Origin of the sequence: Bradyrhizobium tunisiense (assembly GCF_042263385.1) — a bacterium.
GTDB lineage: Bacteria > Pseudomonadota > Alphaproteobacteria > Rhizobiales > Xanthobacteraceae > Bradyrhizobium > Bradyrhizobium tunisiense.
In genome coordinates this window covers 48,369-61,143 of the sequence record NZ_JBHLEV010000010.1, presented here as the reverse complement: position 1 = coordinate 61,143, position 12,775 = coordinate 48,369, and the positions used below count along the sequence as shown (strand labels likewise).

General features: G+C 64.6%; 15 protein-coding genes. 8 read left to right on the top strand and 7 right to left on the bottom strand.

What is annotated here, in order from left to right:
• Positions 1–5: 5 nt before the first annotated feature.
• Positions 6–299, bottom strand: a complete 294-nt coding sequence (locus tag ACFDR6_RS30980; protein ID WP_375860688.1) for an HdeA family protein — start codon at positions 297–299, stop codon at positions 6–8.
• 185 nt (positions 300–484) lie between these two features.
• On the opposite strand from ACFDR6_RS30980, the gene ACFDR6_RS30975 reads away from it, so the two are divergent.
• Complete coding sequence (locus ACFDR6_RS30975; RefSeq protein ID WP_212081656.1) at positions 485–727, top strand: PilZ domain-containing protein; 243 nt, start codon at positions 485–487, stop codon at positions 725–727.
• Positions 728–895: 168 nt separating this feature from the next.
• Here ACFDR6_RS30975 and ACFDR6_RS30970 read toward each other — a convergent pair whose 3' ends face one another.
• Positions 896–1,120, bottom strand: coding sequence for a hypothetical protein (locus tag ACFDR6_RS30970; RefSeq protein ID WP_212081658.1), 225 nt, complete (start codon positions 1,118–1,120; stop codon positions 896–898).
• 151 nt (positions 1,121–1,271) lie between these two features.
• Between ACFDR6_RS30970 and ACFDR6_RS30965 the strand changes: the two genes are divergently transcribed.
• Both ACFDR6_RS30965 and ACFDR6_RS30960 read left to right on the top strand, forming a co-directional pair.
• Positions 1,272–1,676, top strand: a complete 405-nt coding sequence (locus ACFDR6_RS30965; RefSeq protein WP_212081660.1) for a hypothetical protein — start codon at positions 1,272–1,274, stop codon at positions 1,674–1,676.
• A gap of 107 nt (positions 1,677–1,783) precedes the next feature.
• The gene (locus ACFDR6_RS30960) at positions 1,784–2,116 is read left to right on the top strand and encodes a hypothetical protein (RefSeq protein ID WP_212081662.1); all 333 of its coding nucleotides are present in this window, start codon (positions 1,784–1,786) and stop codon (positions 2,114–2,116) included.
• A gap of 73 nt (positions 2,117–2,189) precedes the next feature.
• On the opposite strand, the gene ACFDR6_RS30955 is transcribed toward ACFDR6_RS30960, so the two are convergent.
• The 4 genes from ACFDR6_RS30955 to ACFDR6_RS30940 all read right to left on the bottom strand — a co-directional run bounded on the left by ACFDR6_RS30955 (position 2,190) and on the right by ACFDR6_RS30940 (position 7,224).
• On the bottom strand, positions 2,190–2,546 hold the full coding sequence (locus ACFDR6_RS30955) for a carboxymuconolactone decarboxylase family protein (RefSeq protein WP_212081664.1): 357 nt from the start codon (positions 2,544–2,546) through the stop codon (positions 2,190–2,192).
• 10 nt (positions 2,547–2,556) lie between these two features.
• Positions 2,557–5,781, bottom strand: a complete 3,225-nt coding sequence (locus tag ACFDR6_RS30950) for an efflux RND transporter permease subunit (protein WP_375860687.1) — start codon at positions 5,779–5,781, stop codon at positions 2,557–2,559.
• Positions 5,778–6,788 (bottom strand): efflux RND transporter periplasmic adaptor subunit, encoded by a 1,011-nt coding sequence (locus tag ACFDR6_RS30945; protein WP_375860788.1) that lies wholly within the window; start codon positions 6,786–6,788, stop codon positions 5,778–5,780. Before ACFDR6_RS30945 ends, ACFDR6_RS30950 begins: the two co-directional genes overlap by 4 nt.
• Before the next feature lie 115 nt (positions 6,789–6,903).
• Positions 6,904–7,224, bottom strand: coding sequence for an ArsR/SmtB family transcription factor (locus ACFDR6_RS30940; RefSeq protein WP_212081670.1), 321 nt, complete (start codon positions 7,222–7,224; stop codon positions 6,904–6,906).
• Positions 7,225–7,318: 94 nt separating this feature from the next.
• Here ACFDR6_RS30940 and ACFDR6_RS30935 point away from each other — a divergent pair, with 94 nt between their 5' ends.
• The 5 genes from ACFDR6_RS30935 (at position 7,319) to ACFDR6_RS30915 (ending at position 12,106) form a co-directional block, all read left to right on the top strand.
• The gene (locus ACFDR6_RS30935) at positions 7,319–8,605 is read left to right on the top strand and encodes an NAD(P)/FAD-dependent oxidoreductase (protein WP_212081672.1); all 1,287 of its coding nucleotides are present in this window, start codon (positions 7,319–7,321) and stop codon (positions 8,603–8,605) included.
• Positions 8,602–9,045 carry a thioredoxin TrxC gene (gene trxC, locus ACFDR6_RS30930; RefSeq protein WP_212081680.1) on the top strand — a complete coding sequence of 148 codons (444 nt, stop codon included), beginning with the start codon at positions 8,602–8,604 and terminating at the stop codon, positions 9,043–9,045. Before ACFDR6_RS30935 ends, trxC begins: the two co-directional genes overlap by 4 nt.
• A 16-nt stretch (positions 9,046–9,061) precedes the next feature.
• Entirely contained in the window at positions 9,062–9,265 is a 204-nt protein-coding gene (locus ACFDR6_RS30925) for a YgaP family membrane protein (protein WP_183234801.1), read from the top strand.
• A gap of 36 nt (positions 9,266–9,301) precedes the next feature.
• On the top strand, positions 9,302–10,741 hold the full coding sequence (gene ccoG / locus ACFDR6_RS30920; RefSeq protein WP_317243384.1) for a cytochrome c oxidase accessory protein CcoG: 1,440 nt from the start codon (positions 9,302–9,304) through the stop codon (positions 10,739–10,741).
• A gap of 165 nt (positions 10,742–10,906) precedes the next feature.
• Positions 10,907–12,106, top strand: coding sequence for a GNAT family N-acetyltransferase (locus ACFDR6_RS30915; protein WP_375860686.1), 1,200 nt, complete (start codon positions 10,907–10,909; stop codon positions 12,104–12,106).
• On the opposite strand, the gene ACFDR6_RS30910 is transcribed toward ACFDR6_RS30915, so the two are convergent.
• The gene (locus tag ACFDR6_RS30910) at positions 12,084–12,749 is read right to left on the bottom strand and encodes a DsbA family oxidoreductase (RefSeq protein ID WP_317243382.1); all 666 of its coding nucleotides are present in this window, start codon (positions 12,747–12,749) and stop codon (positions 12,084–12,086) included. The genes ACFDR6_RS30915 and ACFDR6_RS30910 overlap by 23 nt on opposite strands.
• Positions 12,750–12,775: the final 26 nt, after the last annotated feature.

Below are 12,775 nucleotides of genomic sequence, written 5' to 3'. Positions count from 1 at the left end.
AAAGGTTACTTGCCGAGCACTTCGTCGGCCGCGGTGACGATGCTGGCGGTTGGATTCTTTCCGCAATAGGCACCGAATTTCTTCGCGTTCTCGATGAACACGTCGGTGTCGATGATCGCGTTGTCCTCGTCACCCTTGTACCACCCGTCCATCCAGGTCAGCACGACCTGAATGTTGTCTTCGCCGCTTTCGAGGAATTGCTTGCAGCTCATGGTCGACAGGTCCCACTTGACGGCGTGGGCGGACATCGACGACAGCGAGAACGCGGCGGCGAGCAAGATCGAAAGCGTGGTCTTCATCGGAATCTCCATCGGCGCGTAACGCCATAAAAGAAAGACTTGGTCCTAAAGTCGGCGGGAAGTGACTGGCCGCTCCAACGTCGTAAACAAAGTCTGAAGCGACGTGCAAGTAGCGCCGGTATTGAGTTTAGTTCAACGTAATTTCCATGCACTATTTTCACAATCATCGTAATGGATCGACGCCGATGATCGAGAAGCGTGCTGCACAGCGTCACCGTGTTTTCAAGGGTGGAACGATCACCTTTAAAAACAGCGGCATTCGTTGCACCGTGCGAAACATGTCGGCGGGCGGCGCGGCCATCGACCTCGACGCCCCCCTCACGTTGCCGCAATCGTTCACGCTCTCGATCGCGTGCGACGATTTCGTGCGGAATTGTCGCACAGTTTGGCGCAGTGACAAGCGCGTCGGCCTCGCCTTCGTGCAATAACGCGCACGATGTGAACGAACGTTCGTATCGCATCCACAACACGATGATGATCACGCCAACGACAACGGCGACGCCGTGCAAGCACGCCGATCGCGGGCACCTCGTCGCTTCTCGAATAAGCCGTCGCAGGCGCGACGATGGGCGGGAATCGAAACGTCCGAACCAGCTCTACTTCGGCTTCTTGGCAGGTTCGTTCGGACGGGCTCCGCCCCACGGGTCGTACTTGTCCTTGGGTTCGGGAATGCGCTCGAGCGCGGCCTTGTAGGCGTTCTCGTCGACCTTGGGCTTGTTGTCCGCCGGCTTGGCCGGTTCAGGCGGATGCCGCCGGCCCTGCGCCTGCACCGAGGCGGCCGTCAGTGCCAGCATGGCGGTCGCTATGACCAAAATCCTCATCGGTGCAATCCCCTTCGTGTGGGGTACAAACTAGCCGGCAATCGCGGAATAGCAATGCCGCCGGTTCCAAGGCTTCAGCAAATTTTGATCGGCAGGGACTTCGCCGGATCGCATTCGTGTCTATCTGTTGGCCCGCAGGGGATCTTCACGGATGTTGCGGATTATTGCTCATGCGGCGCTGTTCGCCGGATCGCTCGCGCTCGGTGCTTGCGGCGTTGCCGATAGCCGCGCGCCGGTGCCCGAGTTCATGCGTATGAAGGAGGCCGAGCAGCCGCCTCCCGAAGCGCCTCCCGACGTCAAGCGCGTGGTACGCGAGCAGATCGATGTCGTCTTCTTGAGCACCTCCTATCCGCGCGAGGTGCACGTCGCCCCACCTCATCGTGAGGTGCGCGGACCGGGCTGGACCTCCTGCGTCCGCGCGCAACTCACTTCCGCGACTGGCACTTCGCTAGGTGCCCAGACCTACATCGTCACGATCACAGGCGGAAAGGTCGTCGACCGCCGGCGAGCGGAAGCCGACGACATCTGCGGGAGCGAGACTTACGAGCCGATCTAGGAACCGCCGCAAAAACGGCCAGTTCCGGGAAAAACCAGCATCGCGGCGGGGAACGATCGCCGCCTCCCCTTCTTGTTACCGCCGAGGGCAGTTTCGAGGAGGACAGGATGAAGACATTCACGATTGCGCTTTTGGCGGGCGTCGGCGCTCTGGCAGCCACGTCGAGTGCGAAGGCGTCCGATATTTACACGAGCAGCGAGTACGCCAATCCGGATCTGGTCCAGCAGGTACGGCTTGTCTGCGACGACGACGGCCGCTGCTATCGCACACGCGGCGGTTCGCGCGTGATCGTGCGCGATTCCTACAATTACATGCCGCGCGATCGCTATTACGAGCGCCGGACCTATCATCGCCATTATGACGATGGCCCGCGCGCCGGCGTCGGCATTCGCGCGCCTGGCGTCAGCGTCGGCGTGGGTGTCGGCGACCGCTACTGGTAGTGACCAAGAGGTAAGGCAAGGGGACCGGACGATCGTCGTCCGGTCCTCTTCACGTCGGACATCCGCGCGCAGCTCAATCGGAAGCGGCTTGCTGCTGGAACTGCTCGTACGCCCCGATCGCATCGGCTGCATACATCAGCGACGGCCCGCCGCCCATATACACGGCCATGCCGAGCGTCTCCTCGATCTCTTCGCGCGTTGCACCGAGCTTGACGAGCGCCTCGGTATGAAAGCCGATGCAGCCGTCGCAATGCGCGGCGACGCCGAGTGCCAGCGCGATCAGTTCCTTGGTCTTCTTGTCCAGCGCCCCGTCACGCGTGGCGGCCTGGGCGAGTGCGGCAAATCCCTTCATCGTATCGGGAATGTCGCTCCGCAGCTTTTTCAGGTTGGCCGAGATATTCCTGGTGATTTCGACGAAGTTCTTGTCCATCGGAGCCTCGCTAGCTGGATCTGGCAGTGGTCGAAGCGGCCTCGCGTGGCGCGCGCAAGGCGATATAGATCGCGGGGATCACCAGCACTGTGAGCAGCGTCGATGACGCAAGCCCGAACAGGAGCGAGATCGCCAATCCCTGAAAGATCGGATCGAGCAGGATGGTCGCAGCCCCGATCATGGCCGCGAGCGCGGTGAGCAGGATCGGCTTGAAGCGGACTGCTCCGGCCTCCAGCACCACCTCGCGAAGCGACTTCCCATCCCCACCGCTGTGCCTGATGAAATCGACCAGCAGGATCGAGTTGCGCACGATGATGCCGGCCAGCGCGATGAAGCCGATCATCGAGGTCGCGGTGAACGGCGCACCCAGCAGCCAGTGCCCGACCAGGATGCCAATCAACGTGAGCGGAATAGGCGTCAGGATGACGAGCGGCAGACGGAAGCTCCTGAACTGGGCCACGACCAGCACGTAGATGCCGAGAATGGCGGCGCCGAACGCTGCGCCCATGTCGCGGAAGGTGACCCAGGTGATCTCCCATTCGCCGTCCCACAGCAGCGTTGGACGCGACTCGTCCGACGGCTGGCCATGCAGGCTGATCGCCGGCTTCGGCAGCTTGCCCCAGTCATGGGCATCCACACGATCGGCAACCGCGAGCATGCCGTAAAGCGGCGCCTCGAAGCGCCCGGCGAGCTCGGCCATCACCATGTCGGCGAAGCGCCCGTCGCGGCGGAAGATCGTCGGCGAGCCCTCCTCTATGGTCGCCTTCACGACCTGACCGAGTTCGACGACCGTCTTGCTGCCGGGCAAGGTATTGGCCGGCACCGGCGTGGAGGCCAGAGCCTCGTCCCAGACCAGATCGCGCTTTCCAAGATGCACCGCGATCTCGATCGGGTTGCGGTCCTCACCGCGATGCGAGTAGCCGACCGAGATGCCGCCGAACAGTGCCTGGATGGTGTCGTAGACGTCGCGCTGCTCGACGCCGAAGAATTCGAGCCGGTCCTGGTCGATCGAGAGCCGCAGCCGTGGCCGTTTCTCGCCGACGGAATCGTCGATGTCGACGATGAACGGGACTTCTGCGAAGACTTTCTTGAGCTCGGCCGTGACCGCTCGGCGCGTGGTCGCGTCGGGACCGTAGACCTCGGCGAGCAGCGTCGAAAGCACCGGCGGCCCGGGCGGCACCTCGACCACCTTGACGCTGGTGCCCGCGGGCGGATCGAGCGCCTTCAGCTTCTCACGCAGCTCGAGCGCGATCTCATGACTGGCGCGCCTGCGCTCGCCACGCGCGGCCAGGTTGACCTGCACTTCGCCGAGCTCGGGCCTCTGGCGCAAATAGTAATGCCGCACCAGACCGTTGAAATTGAAGGGGGCCGGCGTGCCGGCATAGGATTGCAGCGAGGTGACCTCCGGCAATTGCCGGGCGATCTCGGCCGCGCCGAACAGCGTGCGCTCGGTCGCCTCCAGGCTCGCCCCTTCCGGCAGGTCCACGACGACGGCGATCTCGGACTTGTTGTCGAACGGCAAAAGCTTGACCGTCACCGACTTGGTCGCAAACAGTGTCATCGACAGCAGCGTTGCGATGCCGACGCCGAGCAGGAATATCCAGGCCGACCGCTTGCTCCGCACGATCGGCGAGGCGAAGCGCCGGTAGAGCCGGCCGAGCCGTCCTTCATCGTGCCCCGCATGCGCCGAGGCGACCTCGCCTTTTGGGGCGAGCTTGAGCATCAGCCAGGGCGCGACCACCATCGCGACGAAGAACGAGAACAGCATGGCCGCCGACGCGTTGGCCGGGATCGGCGCCATATAGGGGCCCATCAGGCCCGACACGAACAGCATCGGCAGCAGCGCGGCGACCACGGTCAACGTCGCGACGATGGTGGGGTTTCCGACCTCCGCCACCGCCTCGATGGTCGCCTGCAGGCGCGGCCGGCCGTCGCGCATGGCCCAGTGCCGCGCGATGTTCTCGACGACGACGATGGCGTCGTCGACGAGAATGCCGATCGAGAAGATCAACGCGAACAGGCTGACGCGGTTGATCGTGTAGCCCATCAGATTGGCAGCGAACATCGTGAGCAGGATCGTCGTGGGAATCACGACGAAGGTCACCAGCGCCTCGCGCCAGCCGATCGCGATCGCGATCAGCACCACGATCGAGATCGTCGCGAGCCCGAGGTGGAACAGCAACTCGTTGGCCTTCTCGTTGGCGGTCTCGCCGTAGTCGCGCGTCACCGTCACCTGGATGTCTTCGGGAAGAAGGCGCGACTTCAACGCCGCGAGGCGTTCAGCGATGTTCTCGGACACGACGACTGCGTTGGCGCCCGCCCGCTTGGCCAGCGCCAGGCTGACGCCGGGCGTACGCGCCCACTGTCCGGCCGCATCGCGTGCTTCCGTCCAGACGCGATGCTCGACGGTGCTCGGGCCGACGACGACGGAGGCGACGTCCTTGACATAGACCGGCCGGCCGTCGCGGCTCGTGATCAGCAACAGCCCGATATCGGGAATGCCGGACAACGTCTGTCCCGCCGCGACGCTCCGCACGATGCCGGCATCGCGGACCTGCCCGGCCAGAAACGAGCGGTTGGCGTCCTTTACCTTGGCCACGAGCTGCTGCAGCGTGACGCCGAACAGCGACAGCTTCTCCGGATCGGGCTCGACCCGGATCTGTTGCGCGGTGCCGCCGGAAATGTAGGTTAGGCCGATGTCGTCGACCTTCATCAGCTCCGCGCGCAGCTTGTCGGCGAGCTCATAGAGGTCCTTGTCGGTCCAGCGGCTGGCCGCTTCCGGCTTCGGCGACAGCGTCAGCACCGTCACCGCGACGTCATTGATGCCCCGCCCTACGATCAGCGGCTCGGGAATGCCAACGGGAATGCGGTCAAGATTGGCGCGTATCTTCTCGTGCACCCGCAGGATGGCATCCTCGAACTTGGTGCCGACCAGGAAGCGCGCGGTCACCATGACACGGTCGTCTTCAGTCTGGCTATAGACGTGCTCGACGCCGTCGATGCCCTTGACGATCGATTCCAGCGGTTTGCTCACCAGTTCCACAGCGTCCGGCCCGCGCAGGCCATCGGCATTGACGCGGATATCCACCATGGGGACGCTGATCTGCGGCTCCTCCTCGCGTGGGATTACCACGACCGCGATCAGCCCCACGACGAGCGCCCCGAGCAGGAACAACGGCGTCAGCGGCGATGCAATGGTCGACCGGGTCAACCGTCCTGACAGTCCGAGATTCACGGCCGCACCAATTGGTCGCCGGCCCGGATGCCGGACAGGATTTCGAGGCCGTCGGGAAGCGACGGCGTTCGCATGTCGCGGCCGCGCTGCACCGGTGCGTCGATCGTCCCATCCCCTTTCCGGAGCTGGACGTAGTCGATGCCGAAACGGGTCGTCACATAGCTCGAGGGAATGACGAAGGCAGTTCGCGCGCCGCCGGCGATCCAGACCCGCAGGCGGTCGCCGACGAAATACTCGCCGAGCCCTTCGACGGTCGCGTCCGCGATGACGCGTCCCTCCTCGATTTGCGGATAGACGAGCTCGATCACGCCCCATTTCGAGGCCTCGCCCGCCAGCTCCGCGCCGTCGACACGGACCTTGTCGCCGGCCTTCAAGGAGCGGGCGTGATGCTCCGGCACCCGCAGCCGCAGCTTGAAATTCTGCTCGGCGACCGTCACGATCGGGTCTCCGGCAAGCACCACCGATCCCACGGTGATCAGCCTCTTCAGCACACGCCCGTCAGCCGGCGCGAGCACCTGCCCCTGGTTGAGCTGCTCGTTGATGACGGCGCGCTCGGCGGTCCTGGCGCGCAAGCCGTTGTCGGCGACGTTGAGCGCGGTGCGTTGCTCGTCGAGCTTGACGCGCGGCAGGATGCCCCGCTCGACCAGACCTTCGGTCCGGGTGAAGTCGAGCTGCGCCTGCTTGGCCTGTGCCTGCAGCGCCTCGATCTGCGCATCGAGCGATTTCATCTGGAGGACGAGCTTCTCGTCGCCGATCGCCGCGATGACTTGGCCTGCGGTAACGCGATCCCCTTCCCACACCTTGAGCTGAACCACGGTCCCGCCGATGCGGCTTCGGGCGGGAACCACACTGATGCTCTCGACCGTCGCGAAGACGGCTTTCTCGTCGATGACCTGCTGCTGCGCCACGGTGAGCGTTGCGGCGGCCGCAGCCGACCCCGCCGGAATTCCGATCGTCGCCCAGGCGGCCAGAAGCCACAGGCATGCCGGATATTGCAAGGGACGCATCCGTGTCCTCATCTACTTCACCACACCGCGCCGCGGCGGTCCTCTCATTTCATCGACATCGGGCGACGGCGCGTTGATCTCGCGCAAGGCGCGTCCGTCCGCACTTGAGTAGCCTTCACTTCGTCCTTGCGGACTTCGGCGCGCAGAACACCTGATAAAGCGTCTTCAGGACTTCGCGGGCCGGCTCGCTGGCGATCGAATAGAAGATCGTCTGCGCATCGCGCCTGGATGCGACCAGGCCATCCTTGCGAAGGAGCGCAAGATGCTGGGAGACCGTGGAATCGCGCAGTCCAAGGAACTCGGCCAGTTCGCCGACCGACCGCTCGCCGTCGATCAACTGGCAGATGATGAGAAGGCGATGGCGATTGGAGAGCGCCTTCAGCAACTCGCTCGCCTGATCCGCCGCCCGCTCCATGATGTCGGCATTTATTTTCATAGTTGCGTATATACGCAAATATGAATATATCGTCAAGCGTCGCATGACAGCCGGAACTGAACCGGCGGAGCAACTTGGTCCAACGGAGGTACCCATGGCGGAGATTGTCGTAATCGGAGCCGGTCTGAGCGGAACGCTGATGGCCTATGAATTGCTACCCCAGTTGCGAAAGGAGGACCGCCTCAGCGTCATCTCGCAAGGCGCGGTCTATCATTTCGTGCCTTCGAATCCCTGGGTGGCAGTCGGCTGGCGCAAGCGCGAAGAGATCGAGATCGATCTCGCGGACATCATGAAACGCAAGGGGGTGCGGCTGCTGACGCAGGGCGCAAAGCGCGTCCACCCGACCGAGAACCGTGTCGAACTCGGCGACGGGACGTCGATCGACTACGATTATCTGGTCGTCGCGACCGGTCCCGAACTCGCATTCGACGAAGTCCCCGGCCTCGGCCCGCAAGGCCACACCCAATCGATCTGTCACGTCGATCACGCCACGCATGCGAGAGACGCGTTCGAGAAGCTCGCGGCCAATCCCGGCCCGGTCGTGATCGGCGCCGTCCAGGGCGCTTCCTGCTTCGGGCCGGCTTACGAGTTTCTCTTCATCCTCGAAACGGAGCTGCGCCGACGGAAGCTACGCGACCGGGTGCCGATGACGTTCGTCACCTCGGAGCCGTATATCGGACATCTCGGTCTCGACGGCGTCGGGGACACCAAGGGCCTTCTGGAAAGCGAGATGCGGGAGAAGCACATCAAGTGGATCACCAACGCCCGCATCGACAACGTCGCCCCAGGCTTGATGACGGTGGAGGAGTTCTCCGACAACGGCACGACCCGCAAGGCTCATGAGCTGCCCTTCGTTTATTCGATGATGTTGCCGGCCTTTCGCGGCGTGGAGGCGGTGCGCGGCATCGAGAAGCTGACCAATCCGCGCGGCTTTGTCATCGTCGACAAGCATCAGCAGAATCCGACCTTCCCCAATGTGTTTGCAGTCGGCGTCTGTGTCGCGATCGCCCCGGTCGGCGCGACGCCGGTGCCGGTCGGCGTCCCCAAGACCGGCTTCATGATCGAATCCATGGTGACGGCGACCGCGATCAACATCGGCGACCTGCTGCGCGGCAAGGCGCCCACGGCACAGCCGACCTGGAACGCGATCTGCCTCGCCGATTTCGGCGATTCCGGCGTCGCCTTCCTGGCGCAGCCGCAGATTCCCCCGCGCAACGTCAATTGGTCCTCGAAGGGCGAATGGGTGCACCTCGCCAAGGTCGCCTTCGAGAAATACTTCCTGCGCAAGATGCGACGCGGCGAGAGCGAGCCGTTCTACGAGCGCTTCCTGCTCGACAGGCTGAACATCTCCAAGATCAAGGAGGTCCGAACCGGCACATGAGCACGACACGCCAGATCGTCTGCGGACATTGCCGGCGCATCAATCGCCTGCCCGCCGATCGCACGCCGCAAGGCGCGCGCTGCGGCGCCTGTCATCAGCCGATGTTCACGGGCCGGCCGATCGACGTGGACGAGACCGGTTTCGATCGCCATGTCGCCGGCAGCGACATTCCCGTGCTGATCGACGTCTGGGCGCCATGGTGCGGTCCCTGCCGCGCCATGGCCCCGATGTTCGAGCGCGCGGCGCAACAGCTCGAACCCGGCGTGCGTCTTCTGAAGCTGAATTCGGACGACACACCCGCTCTATCCTCGCGCCTCAACATCAGCGGAATTCCGACGCTGCTGCTGATGCGCGGTGGCCGTGAGATCGCCCGCCAATCCGGCGCGATGGATGCGCGCAGCATCGTCGCCTGGACCGAAGCCAACCTGAACCGTTCGTAAGCAAAAGGAGCCTGCCATGAATGTCGATAAAGCCGTCCTCGCCTTTGCGGGATGCGTCGTCCTGCTCGGTCTCGCACTGGGCACCTACGTGAATGCATATTGGTACCTGCTGACGGCCTTCGCCGGTTTGAACATGTTGCAGGCCTCGATCACCGGCTTCTGCCCGGCGGCGATCGTGTTCAGGAAGCTGGGCCTGAGCAGCGGCTGCGCGTTCTCCTGAACGCGCCGACGCAGTTGTGATGCGGGGGAATTTGCCATGACCGACGACACCTTCATCGAGGGACCTCTCTACGAGAAGCGCAGAAAGGTCTATCCCCAGTCGGTCCACGGGCCGTTCCGCCGCATTAAATGGGCGATCCTCTGTGTCACGCTGGGGGTCTATTATCTCCTGCCGTTCGTACGCTGGAACCGCGGCCCCGGCCTGCCCGACCAGGCCGTGTTGATCGACCTGCCGCATCGCCGCTTCTATTTCTTCTTCATCGAGCTGTGGCCGCAGGAGGTCTATTACTTCACCGGCCTGCTCATTCTCGCGGCGATGGCTCTGTTTCTGATGAACGCGGTCGCGGGACGGCTGTGGTGCGGCTATCTCTGCCCGCAGACGGTGTGGACCGACCTGTTCTATGCCGTGGAGCGTTGGGTCGAGGGCGACCGCCGCGAGCGCATGCAGGGCGACAAGCACTATTGGACGTTCGACCATATCCGGAAGGTTGCGCTGAAGCATTTCCTCTGGATCATGATCGCGTGGTGGACCGGCGGAGCCTGGGTGCTTTATTTCGCCGACGCGCCGACGCTGGTGAAGGAGCTCGCCACCTTCGAGGCCCCGTTCATCGCCTATCTCTGGATCGGCATCCTGACCGCAACGACCTATGTCTTTGCCGGCCACGCGCGCGAGCAGATGTGCATCTACATGTGCCCATGGCCGCGCATCCAGGCGGCTCTGACCGACGAATGGGCGCTCAACGTCACCTATCGACGCGACCGCGGCGAGCCGCGCATGTCGGTGAAGAAGGCGGACGCCGCGCGCGCGCAGGGCGATCTCGCCGGCGATTGCGTCGACTGCCACCAGTGCATCAATGTCTGCCCGACCGGCGTCGACATCCGCCACGGCATCCAGCTCGGCTGCATCCAGTGCGGCCTGTGCATCGACGCCTGCGACAACGTGATGAGCGAGATCGGCCGGCCCAAGGGGCTGATCGGCTACGACACCGACATCAACATGCAGCGCCGGCGCGACGGCAAGCCGCCGATCTATCGCATCGTCCGCCCGCGCACCGTGATCTACGCCGCGGCCATCACCCTCGTGGGCAGCATCATGCTCTATACGCTCGCCACCCGCGCGACGATGGAGGTCAACGTGCTGCACGAGCGCAATCCCCTCTTCGTCCAGCTCTCGGACGGCGGCGTGCGCAACGACTATACCGTGCGCATCCTCAACAAGGGCGCGCAGCGATCGTTTACGCTCGAGATTTCCGGCCTGCCCGGCGCGACCATTCGCGTCGCCGGTATCGAATCCGGCTCGGACGGCAAGCCGATCGTCGAGGTTGGCCAGGACCAGACCCGCGAGGTCAGGCTGTCGGTCCAGGTCGGTCCCAGCGACCTGCCCAAGACCTCGCGCGACGTCGACATCGCCATCACCGACACCGCCAGCGGCGGACGGGCAACCGCCCGCGACCATTTCTTGCCGGGCGATCAATGACGTCCGCAATCCACTGCGCATCCAGCGGCCTGCCGCCACATGCTCAACGAAACGTTAATACTACCGCTCGAATTGAAGCGGCGTCCCAACGGTATTTTCCATTCTTTGCGCTAAGGATGAGCAGCGTAACACGGGCTCAGCCCGCGTGATTGGGGACGACGGGACGTGGCCGACATCGCGCAGCAGGCGGCGATCAAGCCGGCATCGGCAAGGCATGCCGACGCCGCGAGTGCGTGCGTTCCGCTCGCGACGATCGACCCAGGCCAATGGCGCGCACTCGCGCAACGCGCCGTCGAGCCGAACGGATATTACCTGCCTGCCTGGGAACTCGCCGTCAGCGCAACCGCGCGCGGCCGCACCAAAGCCTCGGCACTGCCCGCATTCGACAGTTCTTCGGCGCGGCTGATCGGGCTGATGCCGGTGATCTCGCTGTGGCGGGCCCTAAAGATCCCCCTGCCCGCGCTGGTGAGCGCGCATCCCTACGGCACGCTGTGCAGTCCGCTGATCGACCGCGACGCGCCGATCGAGGCGGCCGCGGCTCTGTTGCAGCAGGCGCGCGCGGTCGGCGCGCATGCGCTCGTGCTGAACGACGTCGCGCTCGACGGTGCTGCGATGAATGCACTCAGGCAGGTCCTGAGCCGCGATGGCCTGAAGCCGCGCGTGCTTTCCTCCTACATTCGCGCCTGCCTCGACGCGGCGCAGGATGCTGAAACGCTACTGCGCGATGCACTCGGCGCCAAGAAGCTCAAGGAGCTGCGGCGCCTGCGCCATCGCCTCGAACAGCGCGGCCCTGTTACGTTCGACGTCGCACGCCGGCCTGACGAGATCGGGTCCGCGCTCGAAACATTCCTGCGGCTCGAAGCCAGCGGCTGGAAGGGCGAGCGCGGCACCGCACTGGTCCGGCATGCGGGCGATGCGACCTTCATTCGCCGCGCCGTCCCGGCGCTGGCAGAGACCGCGCAGTGCGAGATCATCACGCTTCGCGCCGGCACGACGCCGATTGCCGCCGGCATCGTGCTGCGCCATCAGGATCGCGCGTTCTTCTTCAAGCTCGGCATCGACGAGCGCTTTGCCAGATATTCACCGGGCGTGCAGCTCACGCTCGACCTCACCCGCCATCTCTGCGCCGATACCGCCATCGCCAGCGCGGATTCCACCGCGAGCGCCGACCACCCCATGATCAACCCGATCTGGCGCGGGCGTTTTGCGGTCGGCGACGTGCTGATCCCGCTGCGGCGGCACGATCCGGTGGTCGCGCTCGTCCATGGAGCGCTGGTCGGCATCAACGCCGCGCATGAGGCTGCACGACGTATGGTTCGCCGGCTCCGCAAATCAGCGAAAGCTACTCCGCCGCCTGTGCGTTGATCTCTGCCGAGACCTCGCGGATCGCGCGGGCGAGCAGGTTCGGATCCTGCGCGCCGGAGACGGCGTATTTCTGCGCGAAGACGTAAGTGGGCACGCCGGAGATGCCCTTCTCGGCGGCTTCCTGTGCGTCGGCCGAGACGCGCGCGACGTCGTCGTCGGTGGCTAGGCGCTTGCGCACGTCGTCGGCATCGAGGCCGACATCGGCGGCCGCCTGCACCAGCACGTTCACATCGGTGAGATCGCCGCCGTCGCGGAAATACAGCTCCATCAGGCGCTGCTTCATCTCGGGCGCCTTGCCGATCGCCTCGGCCCACAGGATCAGGCGATGGCAATCGGTCGTGTTGGGCTGGCGTGCCACCAGCTCGGGCTTGTAGACGAGCCCCTCCTCGCCCGCGGCCGCGACCACGCGTCCGGCAATGCCCTTGTAGGCCTCGACCGAGCCGAACTTCTGGGTGAGGTAGGCCTCGCGGCTGATGCCCTCGCGCGGCACCCAGGGATTGAGGAAGAACGGGCGGAAATTGAGCTTGACCGGAACGTCCGGAACGAGCGCCAGCGCGCTCTCGATCCGGTGCTTGCCGATATAGCACCAGGGGCACACCACGTCGGAGACGACGTCGATCTGGAGCGGTTTGAGCGTGCTCATGTCAGGCGCCTCCTTCGGGCAATACG

Excerpts from the sequence above, each read along its gene's own strand:
- trxC (WP_212081680.1), top strand. The coding sequence starts at position 8,602 with ATGAGCACGACACGCCAGATCGTCTGCGGACATTGCCGGCGCATCAAT.
- ACFDR6_RS30925 (WP_183234801.1), top strand. The coding sequence starts at position 9,062 with ATGAATGTCGATAAAGCCGTCCTCGCCTTTGCGGGATGCGTCGTCCTG.
- ACFDR6_RS30945 (WP_375860788.1), bottom strand. The coding sequence starts at position 6,788 with ATGCGTCCCTTGCAATATCCGGCATGCCTGTGGCTTCTGGCCGCCTGG.
- ACFDR6_RS30940 (WP_212081670.1), bottom strand. The coding sequence starts at position 7,224 with ATGAAAATAAATGCCGACATCATGGAGCGGGCGGCGGATCAGGCGAGC.
- ACFDR6_RS30980 (WP_375860688.1), bottom strand. The coding sequence starts at position 299 with ATGAAGACCACGCTTTCGATCTTGCTCGCCGCCGCGTTCTCGCTGTCG.
- ACFDR6_RS30955 (WP_212081664.1), bottom strand. The coding sequence starts at position 2,546 with ATGGACAAGAACTTCGTCGAAATCACCAGGAATATCTCGGCCAACCTG.
- ACFDR6_RS30910 (WP_317243382.1), bottom strand. The coding sequence starts at position 12,749 with ATGAGCACGCTCAAACCGCTCCAGATCGACGTCGTCTCCGACGTGGTG.
- ACFDR6_RS30970 (WP_212081658.1), bottom strand. The coding sequence starts at position 1,120 with ATGAGGATTTTGGTCATAGCGACCGCCATGCTGGCACTGACGGCCGCC.
- ACFDR6_RS30965 (WP_212081660.1), top strand. The coding sequence starts at position 1,272 with ATGTTGCGGATTATTGCTCATGCGGCGCTGTTCGCCGGATCGCTCGCG.
- ACFDR6_RS30935 (WP_212081672.1), top strand. The coding sequence starts at position 7,319 with ATGGCGGAGATTGTCGTAATCGGAGCCGGTCTGAGCGGAACGCTGATG.
- ACFDR6_RS30960 (WP_212081662.1), top strand. The coding sequence starts at position 1,784 with ATGAAGACATTCACGATTGCGCTTTTGGCGGGCGTCGGCGCTCTGGCA.
- ccoG (WP_317243384.1), top strand. The coding sequence starts at position 9,302 with ATGACCGACGACACCTTCATCGAGGGACCTCTCTACGAGAAGCGCAGA.
- ACFDR6_RS30975 (WP_212081656.1), top strand. The coding sequence starts at position 485 with ATGATCGAGAAGCGTGCTGCACAGCGTCACCGTGTTTTCAAGGGTGGA.